The 15181-nt window shown below is 60.9% G+C and carries 16 protein-coding genes; 5 read left to right on the top strand and 11 right to left on the bottom strand.

Going from position 1 to position 15181, the window contains the following annotated elements; translation table 11 throughout:
* Positions 1-2: 2 nt before the first annotated feature.
* Positions 3-992: a zinc-ribbon domain-containing protein gene (locus tag AAFO92_RS01735; protein ID WP_347532803.1), complete on the bottom strand. Its 990-nt coding sequence runs from the start codon at positions 990-992 to the stop codon at positions 3-5.
* 162 nt (positions 993-1154) lie between these two features.
* Between AAFO92_RS01735 and AAFO92_RS01730 the strand changes: the two genes are divergently transcribed.
* From AAFO92_RS01730 to AAFO92_RS01715, 4 genes are read left to right on the top strand one after another with little or no spacing between them, the layout of a single operon-like run.
* Positions 1155-1832, top strand: a complete 678-nt coding sequence (locus AAFO92_RS01730) for an ATP-binding cassette domain-containing protein (protein WP_347532801.1) — start codon at positions 1155-1157, stop codon at positions 1830-1832.
* Positions 1829-2734, top strand: coding sequence for a cell division protein FtsX (locus tag AAFO92_RS01725; protein WP_347532800.1), 906 nt, complete (start codon positions 1829-1831; stop codon positions 2732-2734). Before AAFO92_RS01730 ends, AAFO92_RS01725 begins: the two co-directional genes overlap by 4 nt.
* Positions 2731-3471, top strand: a complete 741-nt coding sequence (locus tag AAFO92_RS01720; protein ID WP_347532799.1) for a lysophospholipid acyltransferase family protein — start codon at positions 2731-2733, stop codon at positions 3469-3471. Before AAFO92_RS01725 ends, AAFO92_RS01720 begins: the two co-directional genes overlap by 4 nt.
* Positions 3458-4060, top strand: coding sequence for a pyridoxamine 5'-phosphate oxidase family protein (locus tag AAFO92_RS01715; protein WP_347532797.1), 603 nt, complete (start codon positions 3458-3460; stop codon positions 4058-4060). Before AAFO92_RS01720 ends, AAFO92_RS01715 begins: the two co-directional genes overlap by 14 nt.
* A 5-nt stretch (positions 4061-4065) precedes the next feature.
* Here AAFO92_RS01715 and AAFO92_RS01710 read toward each other — a convergent pair whose 3' ends face one another.
* Positions 4066-4296 (bottom strand): hypothetical protein, encoded by a 231-nt coding sequence (locus tag AAFO92_RS01710; RefSeq protein WP_347532796.1) that lies wholly within the window; start codon positions 4294-4296, stop codon positions 4066-4068.
* Between the two features lie 260 nt (positions 4297-4556).
* Here AAFO92_RS01710 and AAFO92_RS01705 point away from each other — a divergent pair, with 260 nt between their 5' ends.
* Entirely contained in the window at positions 4557-5594 is a 1038-nt protein-coding gene (locus tag AAFO92_RS01705) for a sterol desaturase family protein (RefSeq protein WP_347532794.1), read from the top strand.
* Positions 5595-5645: 51 nt separating this feature from the next.
* Here AAFO92_RS01705 and lpdA read toward each other — a convergent pair whose 3' ends face one another.
* The 9 genes from lpdA to sucD form a co-directional block, all read right to left on the bottom strand.
* Positions 5646-7040, bottom strand: coding sequence for a dihydrolipoyl dehydrogenase (lpdA, locus tag AAFO92_RS01700; RefSeq protein WP_347532792.1), 1395 nt, complete (start codon positions 7038-7040; stop codon positions 5646-5648).
* 96 nt (positions 7041-7136) lie between these two features.
* Positions 7137-7526 carry an MAPEG family protein gene (locus tag AAFO92_RS01695; RefSeq protein WP_347532791.1) on the bottom strand — a complete coding sequence of 130 codons (390 nt, stop codon included), beginning with the start codon at positions 7524-7526 and terminating at the stop codon, positions 7137-7139.
* Positions 7527-7530: 4 nt separating this feature from the next.
* The gene (locus AAFO92_RS01690; protein WP_347532790.1) at positions 7531-7794 is read right to left on the bottom strand and encodes a hypothetical protein; all 264 of its coding nucleotides are present in this window, start codon (positions 7792-7794) and stop codon (positions 7531-7533) included.
* Positions 7795-7866: 72 nt separating this feature from the next.
* Complete coding sequence (locus AAFO92_RS01685; RefSeq protein ID WP_347532788.1) at positions 7867-8337, bottom strand: hypothetical protein; 471 nt, start codon at positions 8335-8337, stop codon at positions 7867-7869.
* 185 nt (positions 8338-8522) lie between these two features.
* Positions 8523-8888: a hypothetical protein gene (locus tag AAFO92_RS01680; protein WP_347532787.1), complete on the bottom strand. Its 366-nt coding sequence runs from the start codon at positions 8886-8888 to the stop codon at positions 8523-8525.
* 65 nt (positions 8889-8953) lie between these two features.
* Positions 8954-10489 (bottom strand): 2-oxoglutarate dehydrogenase complex dihydrolipoyllysine-residue succinyltransferase, encoded by a 1536-nt coding sequence (gene odhB, locus AAFO92_RS01675; RefSeq protein ID WP_347532786.1) that lies wholly within the window; start codon positions 10487-10489, stop codon positions 8954-8956.
* A gap of 2 nt (positions 10490-10491) precedes the next feature.
* Complete coding sequence (locus AAFO92_RS01670) at positions 10492-13452, bottom strand: 2-oxoglutarate dehydrogenase E1 component (protein WP_347532785.1); 2961 nt, start codon at positions 13450-13452, stop codon at positions 10492-10494.
* A gap of 9 nt (positions 13453-13461) precedes the next feature.
* The gene (locus tag AAFO92_RS01665; RefSeq protein WP_347532784.1) at positions 13462-14268 is read right to left on the bottom strand and encodes a hypothetical protein; all 807 of its coding nucleotides are present in this window, start codon (positions 14266-14268) and stop codon (positions 13462-13464) included.
* A 2-nt stretch (positions 14269-14270) separates the two neighbouring features.
* Positions 14271-15152, bottom strand: a complete 882-nt coding sequence (gene sucD, locus AAFO92_RS01660; RefSeq protein ID WP_347532782.1) for a succinate--CoA ligase subunit alpha — start codon at positions 15150-15152, stop codon at positions 14271-14273.
* Between the last annotated feature and the right edge of the window lie 29 nt (positions 15153-15181).

Raw genomic sequence — 15181 nt, 5'->3', positions numbered from 1 at the left:
CCCTACCCGGACGACACCATCGACCCGATCCAGTCGTTCAACCAGATCCGCCCGGCATTCACCGTGTCGACATAGGTCTTCAACACCCCTTCCAGGGCCGGCACATTTTCGGCAATCATCGGCGCCAGCAGGTATAGCAGCACCAGGATCAGCACCAGCAACACAGCCCGCGTGAACCCCCGGCCAAAGCTGCTTTTTCCCGCCGTCGCAGCCTCGCCACCGGCGCCGCCCCCGTCGCCCTGGCCGTTTTCGGCACGAACGCTCTCGGAGTCGAGCGACGAATTGATCTCGTCAATATCCGGCAAGAGGTTACGGCGCGAAATCAGGCCGGGATCAAGCTCGGGTTCATCGGCTTCGGCAACATCCTCTTCGGGCAGGCCACGCATCCGGGCCATACGAGACCTGGCCTCGCGCGAGCGCTGTTCCTCTTCGCCGGACGGGCCGTCGAGCCCGAGGTCAGGTTGCGTTTCCAGACCGCTGCCTTCGGCGGCGCGGGCTTCTTCCTCGCGGGCAGCCTCTTCGCGCAGGACATCGACAATTGACGGATCAAGGCCGCGGCCCGGCGGCGTGTCCGGCGCTTCTTCGATGGCGGGTTCGGGCATGTCGTCGTGGGCTTCGGGCTCTTCATCATCGCCCTCTTCGTCCACCGGCTCGTCCATGTCGGTCGCCTCGGGCGCGGCAGCCTCTTCTTCGGGTTCGGTTTCCGGCTCGGGCGCCCGGTCGTCTTCGATCTCGACCTCTGGCTCTTCCACTTCGTCCGAAGCCGGTTCTTCCTCTTCCGGGGCGAACTCTTCTTCCGGTTCGTCCTCGGGGCTGTCCCAGCCCGGGTGCGGTTTCTCGGCGGCCTCTGTTTCCTCGGCTGTCTGCTGGCTCGGGTGAAGCTGAAACCAGGTATCGCCGCAATTCGAGCATTGCACATCGCGGCCTGTTTCCGGGATCACCTCATCCGGGACCTCATACTGTGCCCCGCAATTCGGACAAGTCAGCCTCATGTTGCCCCCTGTTGCCTGCTGCCGCTGTCCGGCACAATTCCTCGGCGACACCTTATGCCGGAAAATCACGCCGGAAAAGGACAAAGAAATTCGGGTCTGTAATGATTGCACAAGTGTGTCCTCTGAGGCATTTAGGACGGAGACGAGTGCGAGGGGGCAGCCGTGATCGAGCTGGAAAACGTGGCCTACAGCTATGGCGGGGGCGAACTGCTGAGTGACATTTCGCTCAAACTGCAGGCGGGATCGTTTCATTTTCTGACCGGGCCATCCGGCGCAGGGAAGACGACGTTGCTGAAACTCTGCTACGGCGCGCTGCTGCCGACCGCCGGCCGGGTCAGCCTGTTTGACCGCGACGTGCGTTCGCTGGCGCGCGATGACGTGGCGATGACCCGCAGGCGCGTGGGTGTCGTGCATCAGGATTGTCAGTTTCTGGACCACCTTCCGGTATCCGAGAATATCGCCCTGCCGCTGATGGTCTCGGGCCGCGATGTGCAGGCCGAGGCCGCGAACCTCAATGAACTGACCAGCTGGGTCGGGCTGACCGAACGCGCGGACGCGCTGCCGCCGGAGCTTTCGGGCGGGGAGCGCCAGCGCGCCGCACTGGCGCGCGCGGTCATCATGTCGCCCGATGTGATCCTGGCGGACGAACCAACCGGCAATGTCGACTGGGAGATGTCGCAACGCCTGCTCAAGCTGCTGCTGGAGCTGAACCGGATGGGCAAGACCATCATGATCGCCACGCATGATCTGGCGTTGGTCCGGGCCGCGAAATCGCAGGTTCAGGCGCGGGTCTTGCGCATATCCAACCGGCGCCTGCAACTTGCAGGAGCCGATCTATGAGCAGCAAGGCCCACAAGATTCTTGAGCTTCTGGCCGGTGACGCCCAGGCCGACAAGGTTGTGCCGCCCACGGGGTACACGGCCTCGCTGACACTGTTCAGCGCCGCCGCGATGGGGTTTCTGGCGGTCTTCGCGCTGGCCCTTTCGCTGGCGACAGGACGGCTGGCGGATCGCTGGGGCAGCGAGCTGGCGCGCAGCTCGACCCTGCGCATCTCGGCCCCGGCCGACCAGATGACCGCCCAGACCGAGGCCGCGCTGAACGTGTTGTCGACCACACGGGGCGTGGCCAGCGCCCGTGCCCTTGACAACGACGAGCAGCGCGCGCTGCTGGAACCGTGGTTCGGCCCCGATCTGCCGGTGGAATCGCTGCCTATCCCGCAGCTGATCGAGGTCATCGAGGATGCCAAAGGCTTTGATGCCGACGGGCTGCGCCTGCGCCTTGCGGCCGAAGTGCCCGGCGCGGTGCTGGACGATCACACCCAGTGGCGGCGCCCGCTGGTGCGGGCCGCGGACCGGCTGCGCCTGCTGGGGCTTGTCAGCCTTCTGGTGATCGGGGCCACGACAGCCGCGATGATCACGCTGGCGGCAAATGCGGCGCTGGCCGCCAATACCAAGGTCATCACTGTGCTGCGCCTTGTCGGCGCGATGGACACCTATATCGCGCGTGCTTTCGTGCGCCGGTTCACCCTGCGCGCGCTGGTGGGCGCGATGATCGGCGTGGCCCTTGGCGGGGCTGCCATTCTGCTGCTGCCCTCAGCCGACACCGGCGGCGGTTTCCTGACCGGCCTGGGGTTTCAGGGGCTGCACTGGCTCTGGCCGATGGTCATTCCGCCGCTTGCCGCCATTGTGGCATTTGTCGCAACGCGCGCGGCGGCGCGCCGCACCCTCAGGGAGCTGACATGAGATACGCGCTCCAGTGGCTACGCTCGTTGCTCTTCACCCTTTGCGCCTATGTGATGATGGGTGTTCTGGGGGTCATCTTCTTTCCCTGGGCTCTGGTCAGCCGCCGCGGCGCCCTTACCGCCTGTCACACCTGGTGCAGATGGATACGCTGGTCGGCCCGCTGGATGGTGGGTCTGAGGACCGAAGTGCGCGGCACACCACCGGCGGACGAGGTGCTGGTGGCCGCCAAACACCAGTCCTTCCTGGACATCATCCTGATCTTCGGCGCAATGCCCTCGGGCAAGTTCATCATGAAGAGCATCCTGATGTATGCGCCCGTCATCGGCCAATACGCGCTGCGCATCGGCTGCGTCCCGGTCAATCGAGGTCAGCGCGGCAAAGCGATCAAGAAGATGGCCGCAGATGTCGCGAAGGGGCGGCAACATCCCGGCCAGCTGATCATCTACCCGCAGGGCACCCGCATCGCCCCAGGTATCAAGGCGCCCTACAAGGTCGGCACCGGTGTGCTGTACGAGCAGCTGGGACAGGATTGTGTACCCGTGGCCGCCAATGTCGGCCTCTTTTGGCCCAAGCGCGGCATCTATCGCAAACCGGGCACCGCCGTCGTCGAATTTCTGCCGAGGATCGAGGCCGGCCTGAGCAAGAGAGCCTTCATGACAAGGCTCGAGGATGACATTGAAACCGCATCCAACAGATTGATGCGCGAAGCGGGATTTGACCCTGATGGACTGGATTGAAGATACCGGCGCGCTCGAGGCGCTTTACGGCACGCCAAGCGCACCGGCCTTGCGCAAGGTGGCGACGCGGCTGACACCGCTATACCGCAAATGGATCATGACCGCGCGCTTCTGCATTCTCAGCACGATCGGCGAAGGCGGCACCGATGGCAGCCCGCGTGGCGATGACGGGCCTGTTGTCACGGAACTTGATGATCGCACCCTCGCCATGCCCGACTGGCGGGGCAATAACCGGCTGGATACGCTGCGCAACATCGTTCAGGACGGGCGCATATCGCTGATGTTCATGGTCCCCGGGTCGAACACGGTCGTGCGGGTCAACGGCAGCGCGAAACTGACCGCTGACGAGGCCCTGCGCCGCCGCTTCGAACGCAAGGGCCGCCTGCCTGCCACGGTGATCGTGATCCGCATCGCCGAGATCTACACCCAATGCGCCCGCGCGCCCCTGCGTGCCGGTCTGTGGACACGCGACGACAGCGCCGGCCTGCCAAGCTTCGGGGAAATTCTTGCGGAATTGACCGCCGGAGAGGAGGGCGGCAAGGACTATGACGACGCCTGGCCCGCCCGCGCCGCCAAGACCATGTGGTAGGTCAGTTAAACCTCGGACCTGCGCATCAGGAAGAACATCGCCAGCACGATACCGACCACCGCCAGGCCCAGTGCCGTCTGCACCGTGCCAAATTCGTCGGTTGCAGAGGTAATGACCGATTTGACCGCACGCGTCTTTGACGAACCACCGTCACCGCCGGGAAAGGTATCTGTCGCGACCGCATAGGCCAGCCAGCCGAACAGACCCAGCGACACAAACGCCTGAACATATCTCATCTCTTGGTCCCTTCTGGTTCCTTAATGCCGGTCTACCTGTCGAAACGGGCCAAAATGGGGCTGAAACGGGAATTTGACCGCGCTTTTCAGACCCATTCGGCAGCTCGGGCTGCATCGGCGAGGGCAGCGAGAGGCAAGCGGGGCTGGTCATTCCGCCAAATTCGCGCCGCGTGCCACCAGAATTTCACAGAATGCTCATAGAATTATGCCAAACCGGCTTAGTTTGGCACACGAAGCAATACAAGAAGGGACAGGCAGACATGGGCCATTTTACCGATCTGATCGATCTGTACACCGCGTACGTCGTGCACTTTTTCACGTTCTTTTGGAATCCGACAGATCGTCTATTCATCCTCTATCTCGGCGTTGCAGCCGGTTTTGCCTTCATCCTCTTCATCTTCAACAAGCACAAGATCAGCGGCCCGCAGATCGACGAAGAGCATAAGAGCTTCCTCAAGTTCCTTTTTCCCGCGCATGTCTGGTCCCATCCTTCGGCCTGGCTGGATGTCAGGTATTTCTTTTTTCATCATCTGATCGGTCATTTCCTGCAGTTCGGGTTCTTGGCGGCCTGCACCACATGGTCATTCGCACTGGTGACGGGCGGCGAGAGCCTTGCCGAAATGGCCCGCATCGGCGACGCCCGGATCGAACGGGCCGACTATCTGATCGCCATTGGCTACATGTTCGCCTTCTACATCGTCGGTGACCTGATCGCCTGGACTGCGCATTACCTGCAGCACAAGATCCCGATCCTGTGGGAGTTTCACAAGGTGCATCACAGCGCCGAGGTAATGCATCCGATGTCCAACGGCCGCGAACACCCGGTCGACAACCTGCTTTACAAGGCGTCACTGGGCCTGGGATACGGCGCGTTTATCGGGCTTGGCGTCAATATCCTTGGCTACACCCCCAATATGCCGTCGGTGTTCGGCGTTCCGGTTCTGATGTTCCTGTTCAACCTGGTGGGTTACAACCTGCGCCACTCGCATATCTGGCTGCGCTGGCCCGGTGTCTGGTCCAAGGTCTTCCCCTCACCCGCGCACCACCATGTGCATCACAGCTGCCACCCGGAACATTTCGACAAGAACTTCGCGTTCATGTTTCCCCTGTGGGATGTCCTATTCGGCACCTACATCATGCCCGAGGACAACAAGGACGTGAAATTCGGCGTGGCCGGGATGAAACCCGGGGAAATGGATACCTGCGCCAAGCTATATTTCGTGCCGTTCAAGAAGGCGTTCCGCCGCCTGAGGCGCAAACCGGTGGCGCCGAAACATGTGATCCCGCCGGCGGAATGAAAAAACGCGCGGGCTGATACCGCGCGTTTTGTTGTCTTTCAGATCGGTCCGTCAGGCGTGAATCGCCCCATCGCCGCAGGCCAGGGCCGCCTCGCGCACAGCTTCGGAATAGGTCGGGTGCGCGTGGCAGGTCAGCGCCAGATCCTGGGCCGAAGCGCCGAACTCCATCGCCACGCAGACCTCGTGGATAAGGTCGCCGGCCGCCGGGCCGATGATATGCGCGCCCAGGATACGGTCGGTCTCGGCATCGGCAAGAAGCTTCACGAATCCGTCGCCGGCAAAGACCGCCTTGGCCCGGCCATTGCCCATGAAGGAAAACTTTCCGACCTTGTAGGCACGGTCCTGTTCCTTGAGGCTTTCCTCGGTCTCGCCCACGGTCGACACCTCCGGGTGGGTATAGATCACCCCGGGGATGACCCCGTAGTTCACATGCCCATGCTTGCCGGCAATCACCTCGGCCACCGCCATGCCCTCATCCTCGGCCTTGTGCGCCAGCATCGGGCCGGGGGTGGCATCGCCAATGGCATAGATGCCCTTGACATTGGTCTGCCAGTGATCGTCGATCTTGATCTGCCCGCCCTTGGTCAGTTCGATACCAAGCGCATCCAGCCCCAACCCCTCGGTATAGGGTTTGCGGCCGGTCGCCACCAGGACCACATCCGCTTCCAGGCTGCCCTCTTCATCATTCTTGCGCAGCTTGTACTGAACCTTGGCCTTGGTCTTGGTCTTGTCGACGGTGTGCACCGCCGCCCCCATGATGAAATTCAGCCCCTGCTTCTTGAGCGTGCGCTGGAATACCTTCTGCACCTCGCCATCCATGCCCGGCGTGATCGCATCAAGGTATTCCACCACCGTCACCTCGGTACCCAGCCGCGCATAGACGCTGCCCAGTTCCAGCCCGATCACGCCCGCGCCGATCACCACCATCTTCTTCGGCACCTTGCCCAGTTCCAGCGCACCGGTTGAGGTGACAACGATCTTTTCGTCGATCTCGACCTCGGCGCCGGGCACCGAGGAGGCCTCGGACCCGCTGGCGATGATGATGTTCTTGGCCTCATGCACCTCGTCGCCGACCTTGACATTGCCCGCCTCGGGGATCGAACCCCACCCCTTGAGCCAGTCGACCTTGTTCTTCTTGAACAGGAATTCGATGCCCTTGGTGTTCTGGCCGATCACGTCGTCCTTGTAGGCCAGCATCTGTTTCCAGTCGACCGAGGGCGCCTTGCCCTTGAGCCCCATCTTGGCAAAGTTATGCTCGGCCTCGTGCAGCGAATGCGAGGCGTGCAGCAGCGCCTTGGACGGGATGCAGCCGACGTTCAGACAGGTGCCGCCCAGCGTCTCGCGCCCCTCGACACAGGCGGTTTTCAGGCCCAGCTGCGCGCAGCGGATGGCACAGACATAGCCGCCCGGCCCCGAACCGATGATGATAACGTCATAGCTTGCCATGGGGGTCTCCTGTGGTGGCGGGTTACATAAATCCTGTACGGACTGTATCGGGATTCTGTACAGAAATTGAAGGGGGCGCGGTAAATTACATCCCGATCAGACAAGCGCCGCCAGCAACATCAGCACGGTCGAGAGGAACCCCACCGCCCAGATCAGCGACCGCCAGGGCACCCAGCCGAAGACATAGGCGGGGATATAGAGAACCCGCGCGCCGAGATAGAGAAAAGCGCATCCGGCCGTAAAGCCCGTCGACTGTTCAGAGACGGCGATCACCACACAGGCAATGCCAAACAGGATCAGCCCCTCGAAATGGTTGTTCATCGCCCGGTGGATGCGGCCCGCCCTGCCAGTCAACTCGACCGGCTCGTCACGGGGCTTCAATGCTGTTTTGGCCCCCACCTCCGCCCGCCCGACGACCGAATAGAGACATATCTGTGCGACCTGCAACAGCGCGGCGAGTGTGAGGGCGGTGAGTTCGGGCGTCATACGGTCACAGCGTTTCGACGAAATGATATTCGCTGTCCGTCATCCCGGTCTTTTTGCCCATCTGTTCCGAGCGCGGGTCGTCCATAAAGCTTTGCGCCCGGCCGCGGTCGTTTACATCGAAGAGCATCCAGACGCGGTTCGCCCGATCCGCGTCGCGCCAGAGTTGCAGCATACTCATCCCCGCGTGCATCCGGGCCTCTTGGTCGCTATCAAACACCACTTTCCATGCGGCGAAATCTTCGACGTCGTTTCGGCAGATCAGTTGCATGGGTTGTTATCCTTTGGTGAGGTGGAGAAGGCGAACCGAAGCGCGTCTTGTCCGAGCATTACATGCGACGGGTTATTGTTGCCCCATTGCTTCCTTCAATACACCCTTTTTGACCGCCCACTGAAGAATCTCGCGGGTATCGGTGGATGTGACTTTCCAACCAAGAGACGCAACTTCGCAGCCTGTCTGTTCGACAACACGCCGATTTACGCGATTGCGGTGAAACGAGCGCTGATACCCTTCGCCGATAATGTTTTCATACACCAGCGGTTCTGTCTTTTCGATTAGGGAACGGGCTTCGTTGAAACGGCGCTTTGCAGGTCGTTCGGCATCGTTCGAGACGCATTTCATCGTGTAGACGTGGTTAAGAAGCCGCGGCTCTCTGTAAGAATGGCCACGCCGCAGCCCACGCTGAAACACTTCGCGTTTGAACGCAAAAGATTCGGTTTCGGTATTGGCAGAAAGTTCTGGTACGGGAGGCGCCGAAGAACACGCAGAGATAGCGCAGATCACCGCGATGATCGCGAATTTTAGTTTACTCATGCTGGGTCTTTCTAGTTTGCGATTTACGCGTGCGGCGATAGCAAACCAAGAATCCGTCGGCAACCTCTGCCGGCCTTCCGACGCGTCCTATATCAACAGAAGACTCATTATATAAAGATGTAACCGCCCCGCGAAACCGCAACAGATCCGCTACATCGCTTTCCGTGGCTCTGCGGCGGCGACCTCTAAGCATGTTGAACTTTTTTGTGCAGCCATTGAAATATACCTGCCCAAACCAGCGCTTTGACAGCCACATAGATCAAGTTTGCAATTGGGATGGCGCCACCAAAAAAACCGATCACGGCCAACACGACAACGCAGGCATGTGCAATCAGGAGCTGCTTAGAGGTGTTTTTCGCACCATTAACATCACCACGCCATGCAGCTATTGAGAAAAGCAGACTTGAGAAAAGGATAAATCCAAAGAGTATCAGAGTTGGAAGGTTGCCAGAGTGGGCAAGCGCTGTCACTAGAATCCTGGCAGCTTCAAGTATCGTTAGGATCGAGATGATTAGAAGCCAACGCAGGGATATATCTTTGTTAACGCTCACTTTTTGCTCCACACCATTCAGCTTCCGCCGATTGTTCTTCTTTGAAACTGCGTTTTGCTATCAGGTCACAAATCCATCAGCAGCCGCCGCGGGTCTTCCAGCGCGTCCTTGACGCGAACGAGGAAGGTCACGGCGCCTTTGCCGTCGACGATCCGGTGGTCGTAGCTCAGCGCCAGGTACATCATGGGCCGCGCCTTGATTTCGCCATTCACCACCATCGGGCGCTGCTGGATCTTGTGCATGCCCAGGATGCCCGATTGCGGCGGATTGAGGATCGGCGAGGACATCAGCGAGCCGTAGACGCCGCCATTGGAGATGGTGAAGGTGCCGCCTTGCATCTCGGCCATGCTCAGCTTGCCGTCGCGGGCGCGAGCGCCCTTCTCGGCGATCTGCTTCTCGATCTCGGCGAAGCTCATCGAATCCGCATCCCGCAGAACCGGCACCACCAGCCCCGTGGGCGTGCCGGTGGCGATGCCCATATGCACAAAGTTCTTGTAGACGATGTCGGTCCCGTCGATCTCGGCGTTGACTTCCGGCACCTCTTTCAGCGCGTGGCAGCAGGCCTTGGTGAAGAAGGACATGAAGCCCAGCTTGACGCCGTGTTTCTTCTGGAACTCGTCCTTGTATGCGTTGCGCAGGGCCATCACCTCGGTCATGTCGACCTCGTTATAGGTGGTCAGCATGGCGGCGGTGTTCTGGCTGTCCTTGAGGCGGCGCGCGATGGTCTGGCGCAGGCGGGTCATCTTCACCCGCTCTTCGCGCTGCGCGTCATCGGCGGAGACCGGCGCGCGCGGGGCCGCCGCAGGGGCCGGGGCCGGAGCTGCGGCCGAACTCGCCGCTGCCGCCGCCTTGGCCACATCCTCTTTCATCACCCGGCCATCGCGGCCGGTGCCTTCGACCTGATCGGATGACAGCCCGGCCTCGGCCATGGCCTTTTTCGCCGACGGCGCATCCTCGACATCCTTGCCGCCGCCCGAGGCCGCGGGCGCGGCTGCAGGGGCCTCCTCGGCCTTGGCGGCCGGCGCGGCAGCACCGTCACCGCCAGAGATCACGGCCAGTTTGCCGCTGGCCTGCACGGTATCACCCTCGTTGGCCAGAATCTCGGCCAGCGTGCCCGAAGTCGGGGCCGGCACTTCGACCGACACCTTGTCGGTTTCCAGTTCGCACAGCATTTCATCCTGCGCAACGGTATCGCCGACCTTCTTGAACCAGGTCGAAACGGTGGCCTCGGTCACCGACTCGCCCAGCGTCGGCACCATCACGTCAACCTGCGCACCGCCGCCTTCGCCCGAGGGTTCGGATTTGGGCGCCTCGGATTTGCTTTCGGCCTTGTCGGCGCCGCTGTCACCCGTGGCTTTTCCCTCGCCTTCGGTGATCGTGGCCAGCAGGGCATCGACGCCCACGGTGTCGCCTTCGGCGGCGACAATCTCGCCCATCACCCCGGCGGCAGGCGCCGGCACCTCGACAGTCACCTTGTCGGTTTCCAGCTCGCACAGCATCTCGTCGACGGCAACCGCATCACCGGGCTTCTTGAACCAGGTCGCCACGGTGGCTTCGGTCACGGATTCTCCCAGCGTTGGGACGCGCACTTCGGTTGTCATGATTATTTCCCTTCGATGGTCAGCGCGGCATCCACCAGCGCCTCTTGTTGTGCTTTGTGTTGGCTGGCCAGCCCCGTCGCGGGCGAGGCCGAGGCCGGGCGTCCGGCATAGATCGGCCGCGTGTGCTTGGCCTTGATCCGGGTCTGAACCCATTCGATATTGGGTTCGATGAAGCTCCAGGCGCCCTGGTTCTTGGGCTCTTCCTGGCACCAGACCACATCAGCATTCTTGAACCGCTTCATCTCGGTCACCATCGAATGGGCCGGGAATGGATAAAACTGTTCGATCCGCATCAGGTAGATGTCGTCGATGCCGCGGTTGTCGCGTTCTTCCAGCAGATCGAAATAGACCTTGCCGGAACACAGCACCACGCGCTTGATCTTCTTGTCCTCGACAAGCTTGGTGTCGGAATTGCCATGCTGGGCGTCGTCCCACAGCACCCGGTGGAAGCTGGAGCCCGAGGTGAACTCCTCGGCCGTCGAGATACACATCTTGTGCCGCAAAAGGGATTTCGGCGTCATCAGGATCAGCGGCTTGCGATAGGTCCGGTGCAGCTGCCGCCGCAGGATGTGGAAATAGTTGGCGGGCGTGGTGCAGTTGGCGACGATCCAGTTGTCGCCGCCGCACATTTGCAGGAAGCGTTCCAGCCGCGCCGAAGAGTGTTCCGGCCCCTGCCCTTCGAATCCGTGCGGCAGCAGGCAGACGAGGCCCGACATGCGCAGCCACTTGCTTTCGCCCGAGCTGATGAACTGATCGAACATGATCTGCGCCCCGTTGGCGAAATCGCCGAACTGCGCTTCCCACATCACCAGCGCGTTGGGTTCCGCCAGGGTGTAGCCGTATTCGAAACCCAGCACCGCGTATTCGCTGAGCATCGAGTCGATCACCTCGTATTGCGACTGACCGGCGCGGATATTGTTGAGCGGATAGTAGCGCTCTTCGGTTTCCTGGTTGACCAGCCCCGAATGGCGCTGGCTGAACGTGCCGCGGGTACAGTCCTGGCCCGACAGGCGCACAGGGAACCCTTCGAGCATGAGCGAGCCGAAGGCCAGCGCCTCGGCCGTGGCCCAGTCGAAACCTTCACCTGTCTCGAACATCTTGGCCTTGGTTTCCAAGAGCCGCCCGACAGTCTTGTGCAATGGAAAGCCTTCGGGCGCGGTCGAAAGCGCCTTGCCGATATCCGCCATCGTCTCGGGCTCGATCGAGGTCGCGCCGCGCTGGTAATCCTCGTCCTTGCGATCCAGATGCGACCACTTGCCATCGAGCCAGTCGGCCTTGTTGGGCTTGTAGTTGGTGCCGGCCTCGAACTCGTCCGCCAGGTAGGCCTGAAAGGCTGCCTTCATGTCCTCGACCTCGCCCTCCGGGATCAGGCCATCCTTGACCAGCCGGTCGGTATAAAGACTCAGCGTGGTTTTCTGCTTCTTGATCTTCTTGTACATGATCGGGTTGGTGAACATGGGCTCGTCGCCCTCGTTATGGCCAAACCGGCGATAGCAGATGATGTCCAGCACCACGTCCTTGTGGAACTTCTGGCGGAACTCGGTGGCCACCTTGGCGGCATGCACCACCGCTTCGGGATCATCGCCGTTGACGTGGAAAATCGGCGCCTCGACCATCAGCGCGATATCCGTCGGATAGGGGCTGGAACGGCTGAAATGCGGCGCCGTGGTAAAACCGATCTGGTTGTTGACGACGATGTGCATCGTGCCGCCGGTCTTGTGCCCGCGCAGCCCCGACAGGCCAAAGCCTTCGGCAACCACGCCCTGACCGGCAAAGGCCGCGTCGCCATGCAGCAGGATGCCCATCACCTTGGTGCGGTCCTCGTCGTTCAGCTGGTCCTGCTTGGCCCGGACCTTGCCCAGAACAACCGGGTTGACGGCCTCTAGGTGCGACGGGTTCGCGGTCAGCGACAGGTGCACGCTGTTGCCATCGAACTCGCGGTCCGAAGAGGCGCCCAGGTGGTATTTCACATCGCCCGAGCCATCCACGTCCTCGGGTTTGAAACTGCCGCCCTGGAATTCATTGAAGATCGCCCGGTAGGGCTTGCCCATCACGTTGGCGAGGATTGACAGCCGGCCGCGATGCGGCATCCCGATGATGATGTCCTGAACGCCCAGCGACCCGCCGCGCTTGATGATCTGCTCCATCGCCGGGATCAGGCTTTCGCCGCCATCCAGGCCAAACCGCTTGGTGCCCATGTATTTGACATGCAGGTATTTCTCGAAACCCTCGGCCTCGACCAGCTTGTTCAGGATTGCCTTGCGGCCCTCGCGGGTAAAGGCGATTTCCTTGCCGTAGCCTTCGATCCTTTCCTTCAGCCAGTTGGCCTGTTCCGGATCCGAGATGTGCATGTATTGCAGCGCGAAGGTGCCGCAATAGGTCCGCTTGACGATTTCCAGGATCTCGCGGATCGAGGCGATTTCCAGCCCCAGCACGTTGTCGATGAAGATCGGCCGGTCCAGATCGGCCTCGGTGAAGCCATAGGATTTCGGATCAAGCTCGGGGTGGTACGGCGTTTCGCGCAGGCCCAGAGGGTCAAGATCCGCCGCCAGGTGTCCGCGGATCCGGAAGGCGCGGATCAGCATCAGCGCGCGCACGCTGTCAAGCACCGCGCGCTGGATCGCGTCATCGCTGACCTCAACACCCTTTTCGGCGGCCTTGGCGGCGATCTTCTTGCCCGCCTCCTTGGCTTCGGGTTCCGCCGGATATTCGCCTGTCAGCGCGCCGGTCAGATCGTCATTGGGCTGCGGCGGCCAGTCACCCCGCGCCCAGCTTGGACCAGCCGCCTCCTGCTTGACGGAAACCTCGTCATCGCCCAATTGCCGGAAAAACGCCTGCCACGCCTCGTCCACCGCATTCGGGTCATTGGCATAGCGCGCATAAAGCTGCTCCAGATACTCCGCATTGTGCCCCTGCATGAAAGAGGAGGCATGAAACTGATCGTTAGGAGATTGGTCTGTCATTGGACGTCCTCACTGACTCCGCTTCGGGGTGATGTGTATGACCGCTGGGGGTGATCCATCAAACAAACGGTCGTCGAATTCTTGGTTGCTGTAAGGCAATGCAATAGGCGTTGAACTGTAGAGTGCTCGAATTTCTTCTCGGTCGAGCCGGGCAACAAAAATTCTCGCCAAGTCGGTCTCGCCGAACCGAGCAGAGACACCAGGCCGGTCGCTCTTGTTTCGATTATCCGGCCATTTGTCGACGAAGTTATCTAAGCTAGTGGCGTTTTCAAAAATAGAACTTGGACCGGTAATAACACAGTATCCTTTGTTCAAACTCAATCCTAAAGTAGCCAGCTTAATACCACCGTTCATATATGCTGGTTGATCTGGAGGAAGAGCGGAATTTCCTAATATCGATACAGACAAAAAATGTGCGTTTGCAACAAGGTATCCCAGCTGTTCTCCCTCTACTTCGCTATTCGAGAACAATGCTAAGTTTTCTTCGGTGAAGGTCGCAAAATCTGTAGAAAAAATCGTCCAGAAGAGAACATCTAAAGCAGTCTTGGGGTTTTCCACAGGTTCCCAGCCCATGGCAACTAGATCACTACGAACACCTTCCTGCCCGCCGCTTAAGGATGAACACAGCTCTAGAGTTTGATCGAACGTACTTTCAGAAGCAAGAGCGGCACCAGAAAGTGTCGTGGTTAGAAGCGCCAATTTGATTGGTGCTACTGTCCGGAAAATACGATACGCGACACCGGAATAAGAAAATGAAACGCGCAGTCTTCTAAGGTAATGCGGCGCCCGTTTTGCGTTTTCCCGGACAGTTTTCATCTTCAGCCAATCGCCTCCATCACCGCCTCGCCCAGACCGGCCGGGCTGTCGGCGACGACGATGCCGGCGGCGCGCATGGCTTCGATCTTGTCCTCGGCGCCGCCCTTGCCGCCGGCGACGATGGCGCCCGCGTGGCCCATGCGGCGGCCCGGCGGCGCGGTGCGCCCGGCGATGAACCCGGCGGTGGGCTTCCAGCGGCCCTTCTTCTTCTCGTCGATCAGGAACTGCGCGGCTTCTTCCTCGGCCGATCCGCCGATTTCACCGATCATGATGATCGATTCCGTTTCATCATCGGCCAGGAACCATTCCAGCACGTCGATATGCTCGGTCCCCTTGATCGGGTCGCCGCCGATGCCCACGGCGGTGGACTGGCCCAGCCCCAGATCGGTGGTCTGCTTGACCGCCTCGTAGGTGAGCGTGCCCGAGCGCGAGAGCACCCCGCAGGAGCCGCGTTTGTGGATATGGCCCGGCATGATGCCGATCTTGCAGGCGTCGGGCGTGATGACACCCGGACAGTTCGGCCCGACAAGGCGGCTGCCGGAGCCTTCGAGCGCGCGTTTGACGCGCATCATGTCAAGCACCGGAATGCCCTCGGTGATGCAGATGATCACCTCCATCTCGGCGTCGATCGCCTCGAGGATCGAATCGGCGGCAAAGGGCGGCGGCACGTAGATCACCGATGCATTCGCTTCGGTCTCGTGTTTCGCCTCGTGAACCGAGTTGAAGACCGGCAGGTCCAGATGCGTCTGCCCGCCCTTGCCCGGTGTCACGCCCCCGACCATCTTGGTGCCATAGGCGATCGCCTGTTCGGTGTGAAACGTGCCTTGCGAGCCGGTGAGACCCTGACAGATGACTTTGGTGTTTTCGTCGATGAGGACTGCCATGATGGTAGGTTCCTTAGCTTGTCATTCGT

This window comes from Roseovarius sp. CAU 1744 (genome assembly GCF_039839345.1).
GTDB lineage: Bacteria > Pseudomonadota > Alphaproteobacteria > Rhodobacterales > Rhodobacteraceae > Roseovarius.
The sequence above is the reverse complement of the archived record's forward strand: the minus strand, read 5'-3'. Positions and strand labels throughout refer to the sequence as shown.

What these genes read in the sequence shown, in the direction of transcription:
- AAFO92_RS01705 (WP_347532794.1), top strand. Translation starts at nt 4,557, where the DNA reads ATGGGCCATTTTACCGATCTGATCGATCTGTACACCGCGTACGTCGTG.
- AAFO92_RS01690 (WP_347532790.1), bottom strand. Translation starts at nt 7,794, where the DNA reads ATGCAACTGATCTGCCGAAACGACGTCGAAGATTTCGCCGCATGGAAA.
- sucD (WP_347532782.1), bottom strand. Translation starts at nt 15,152, where the DNA reads ATGGCAGTCCTCATCGACGAAAACACCAAAGTCATCTGTCAGGGTCTC.
- AAFO92_RS01720 (WP_347532799.1), top strand. Translation starts at nt 2,731, where the DNA reads ATGAGATACGCGCTCCAGTGGCTACGCTCGTTGCTCTTCACCCTTTGC.
- AAFO92_RS01735 (WP_347532803.1), bottom strand. Translation starts at nt 992, where the DNA reads ATGAGGCTGACTTGTCCGAATTGCGGGGCACAGTATGAGGTCCCGGAT.
- AAFO92_RS01710 (WP_347532796.1), bottom strand. Translation starts at nt 4,296, where the DNA reads ATGAGATATGTTCAGGCGTTTGTGTCGCTGGGTCTGTTCGGCTGGCTG.
- AAFO92_RS01670 (WP_347532785.1), bottom strand. Translation starts at nt 13,452, where the DNA reads ATGACAGACCAATCTCCTAACGATCAGTTTCATGCCTCCTCTTTCATG.
- lpdA (WP_347532792.1), bottom strand. Translation starts at nt 7,040, where the DNA reads ATGGCAAGCTATGACGTTATCATCATCGGTTCGGGGCCGGGCGGCTAT.
- AAFO92_RS01725 (WP_347532800.1), top strand. Translation starts at nt 1,829, where the DNA reads ATGAGCAGCAAGGCCCACAAGATTCTTGAGCTTCTGGCCGGTGACGCC.
- AAFO92_RS01715 (WP_347532797.1), top strand. Translation starts at nt 3,458, where the DNA reads ATGGACTGGATTGAAGATACCGGCGCGCTCGAGGCGCTTTACGGCACG.
- AAFO92_RS01695 (WP_347532791.1), bottom strand. Translation starts at nt 7,526, where the DNA reads ATGACGCCCGAACTCACCGCCCTCACACTCGCCGCGCTGTTGCAGGTC.
- AAFO92_RS01665 (WP_347532784.1), bottom strand. Translation starts at nt 14,268, where the DNA reads ATGAAAACTGTCCGGGAAAACGCAAAACGGGCGCCGCATTACCTTAGA.
- AAFO92_RS01685 (WP_347532788.1), bottom strand. Translation starts at nt 8,337, where the DNA reads ATGAGTAAACTAAAATTCGCGATCATCGCGGTGATCTGCGCTATCTCT.
- odhB (WP_347532786.1), bottom strand. Translation starts at nt 10,489, where the DNA reads ATGACAACCGAAGTGCGCGTCCCAACGCTGGGAGAATCCGTGACCGAA.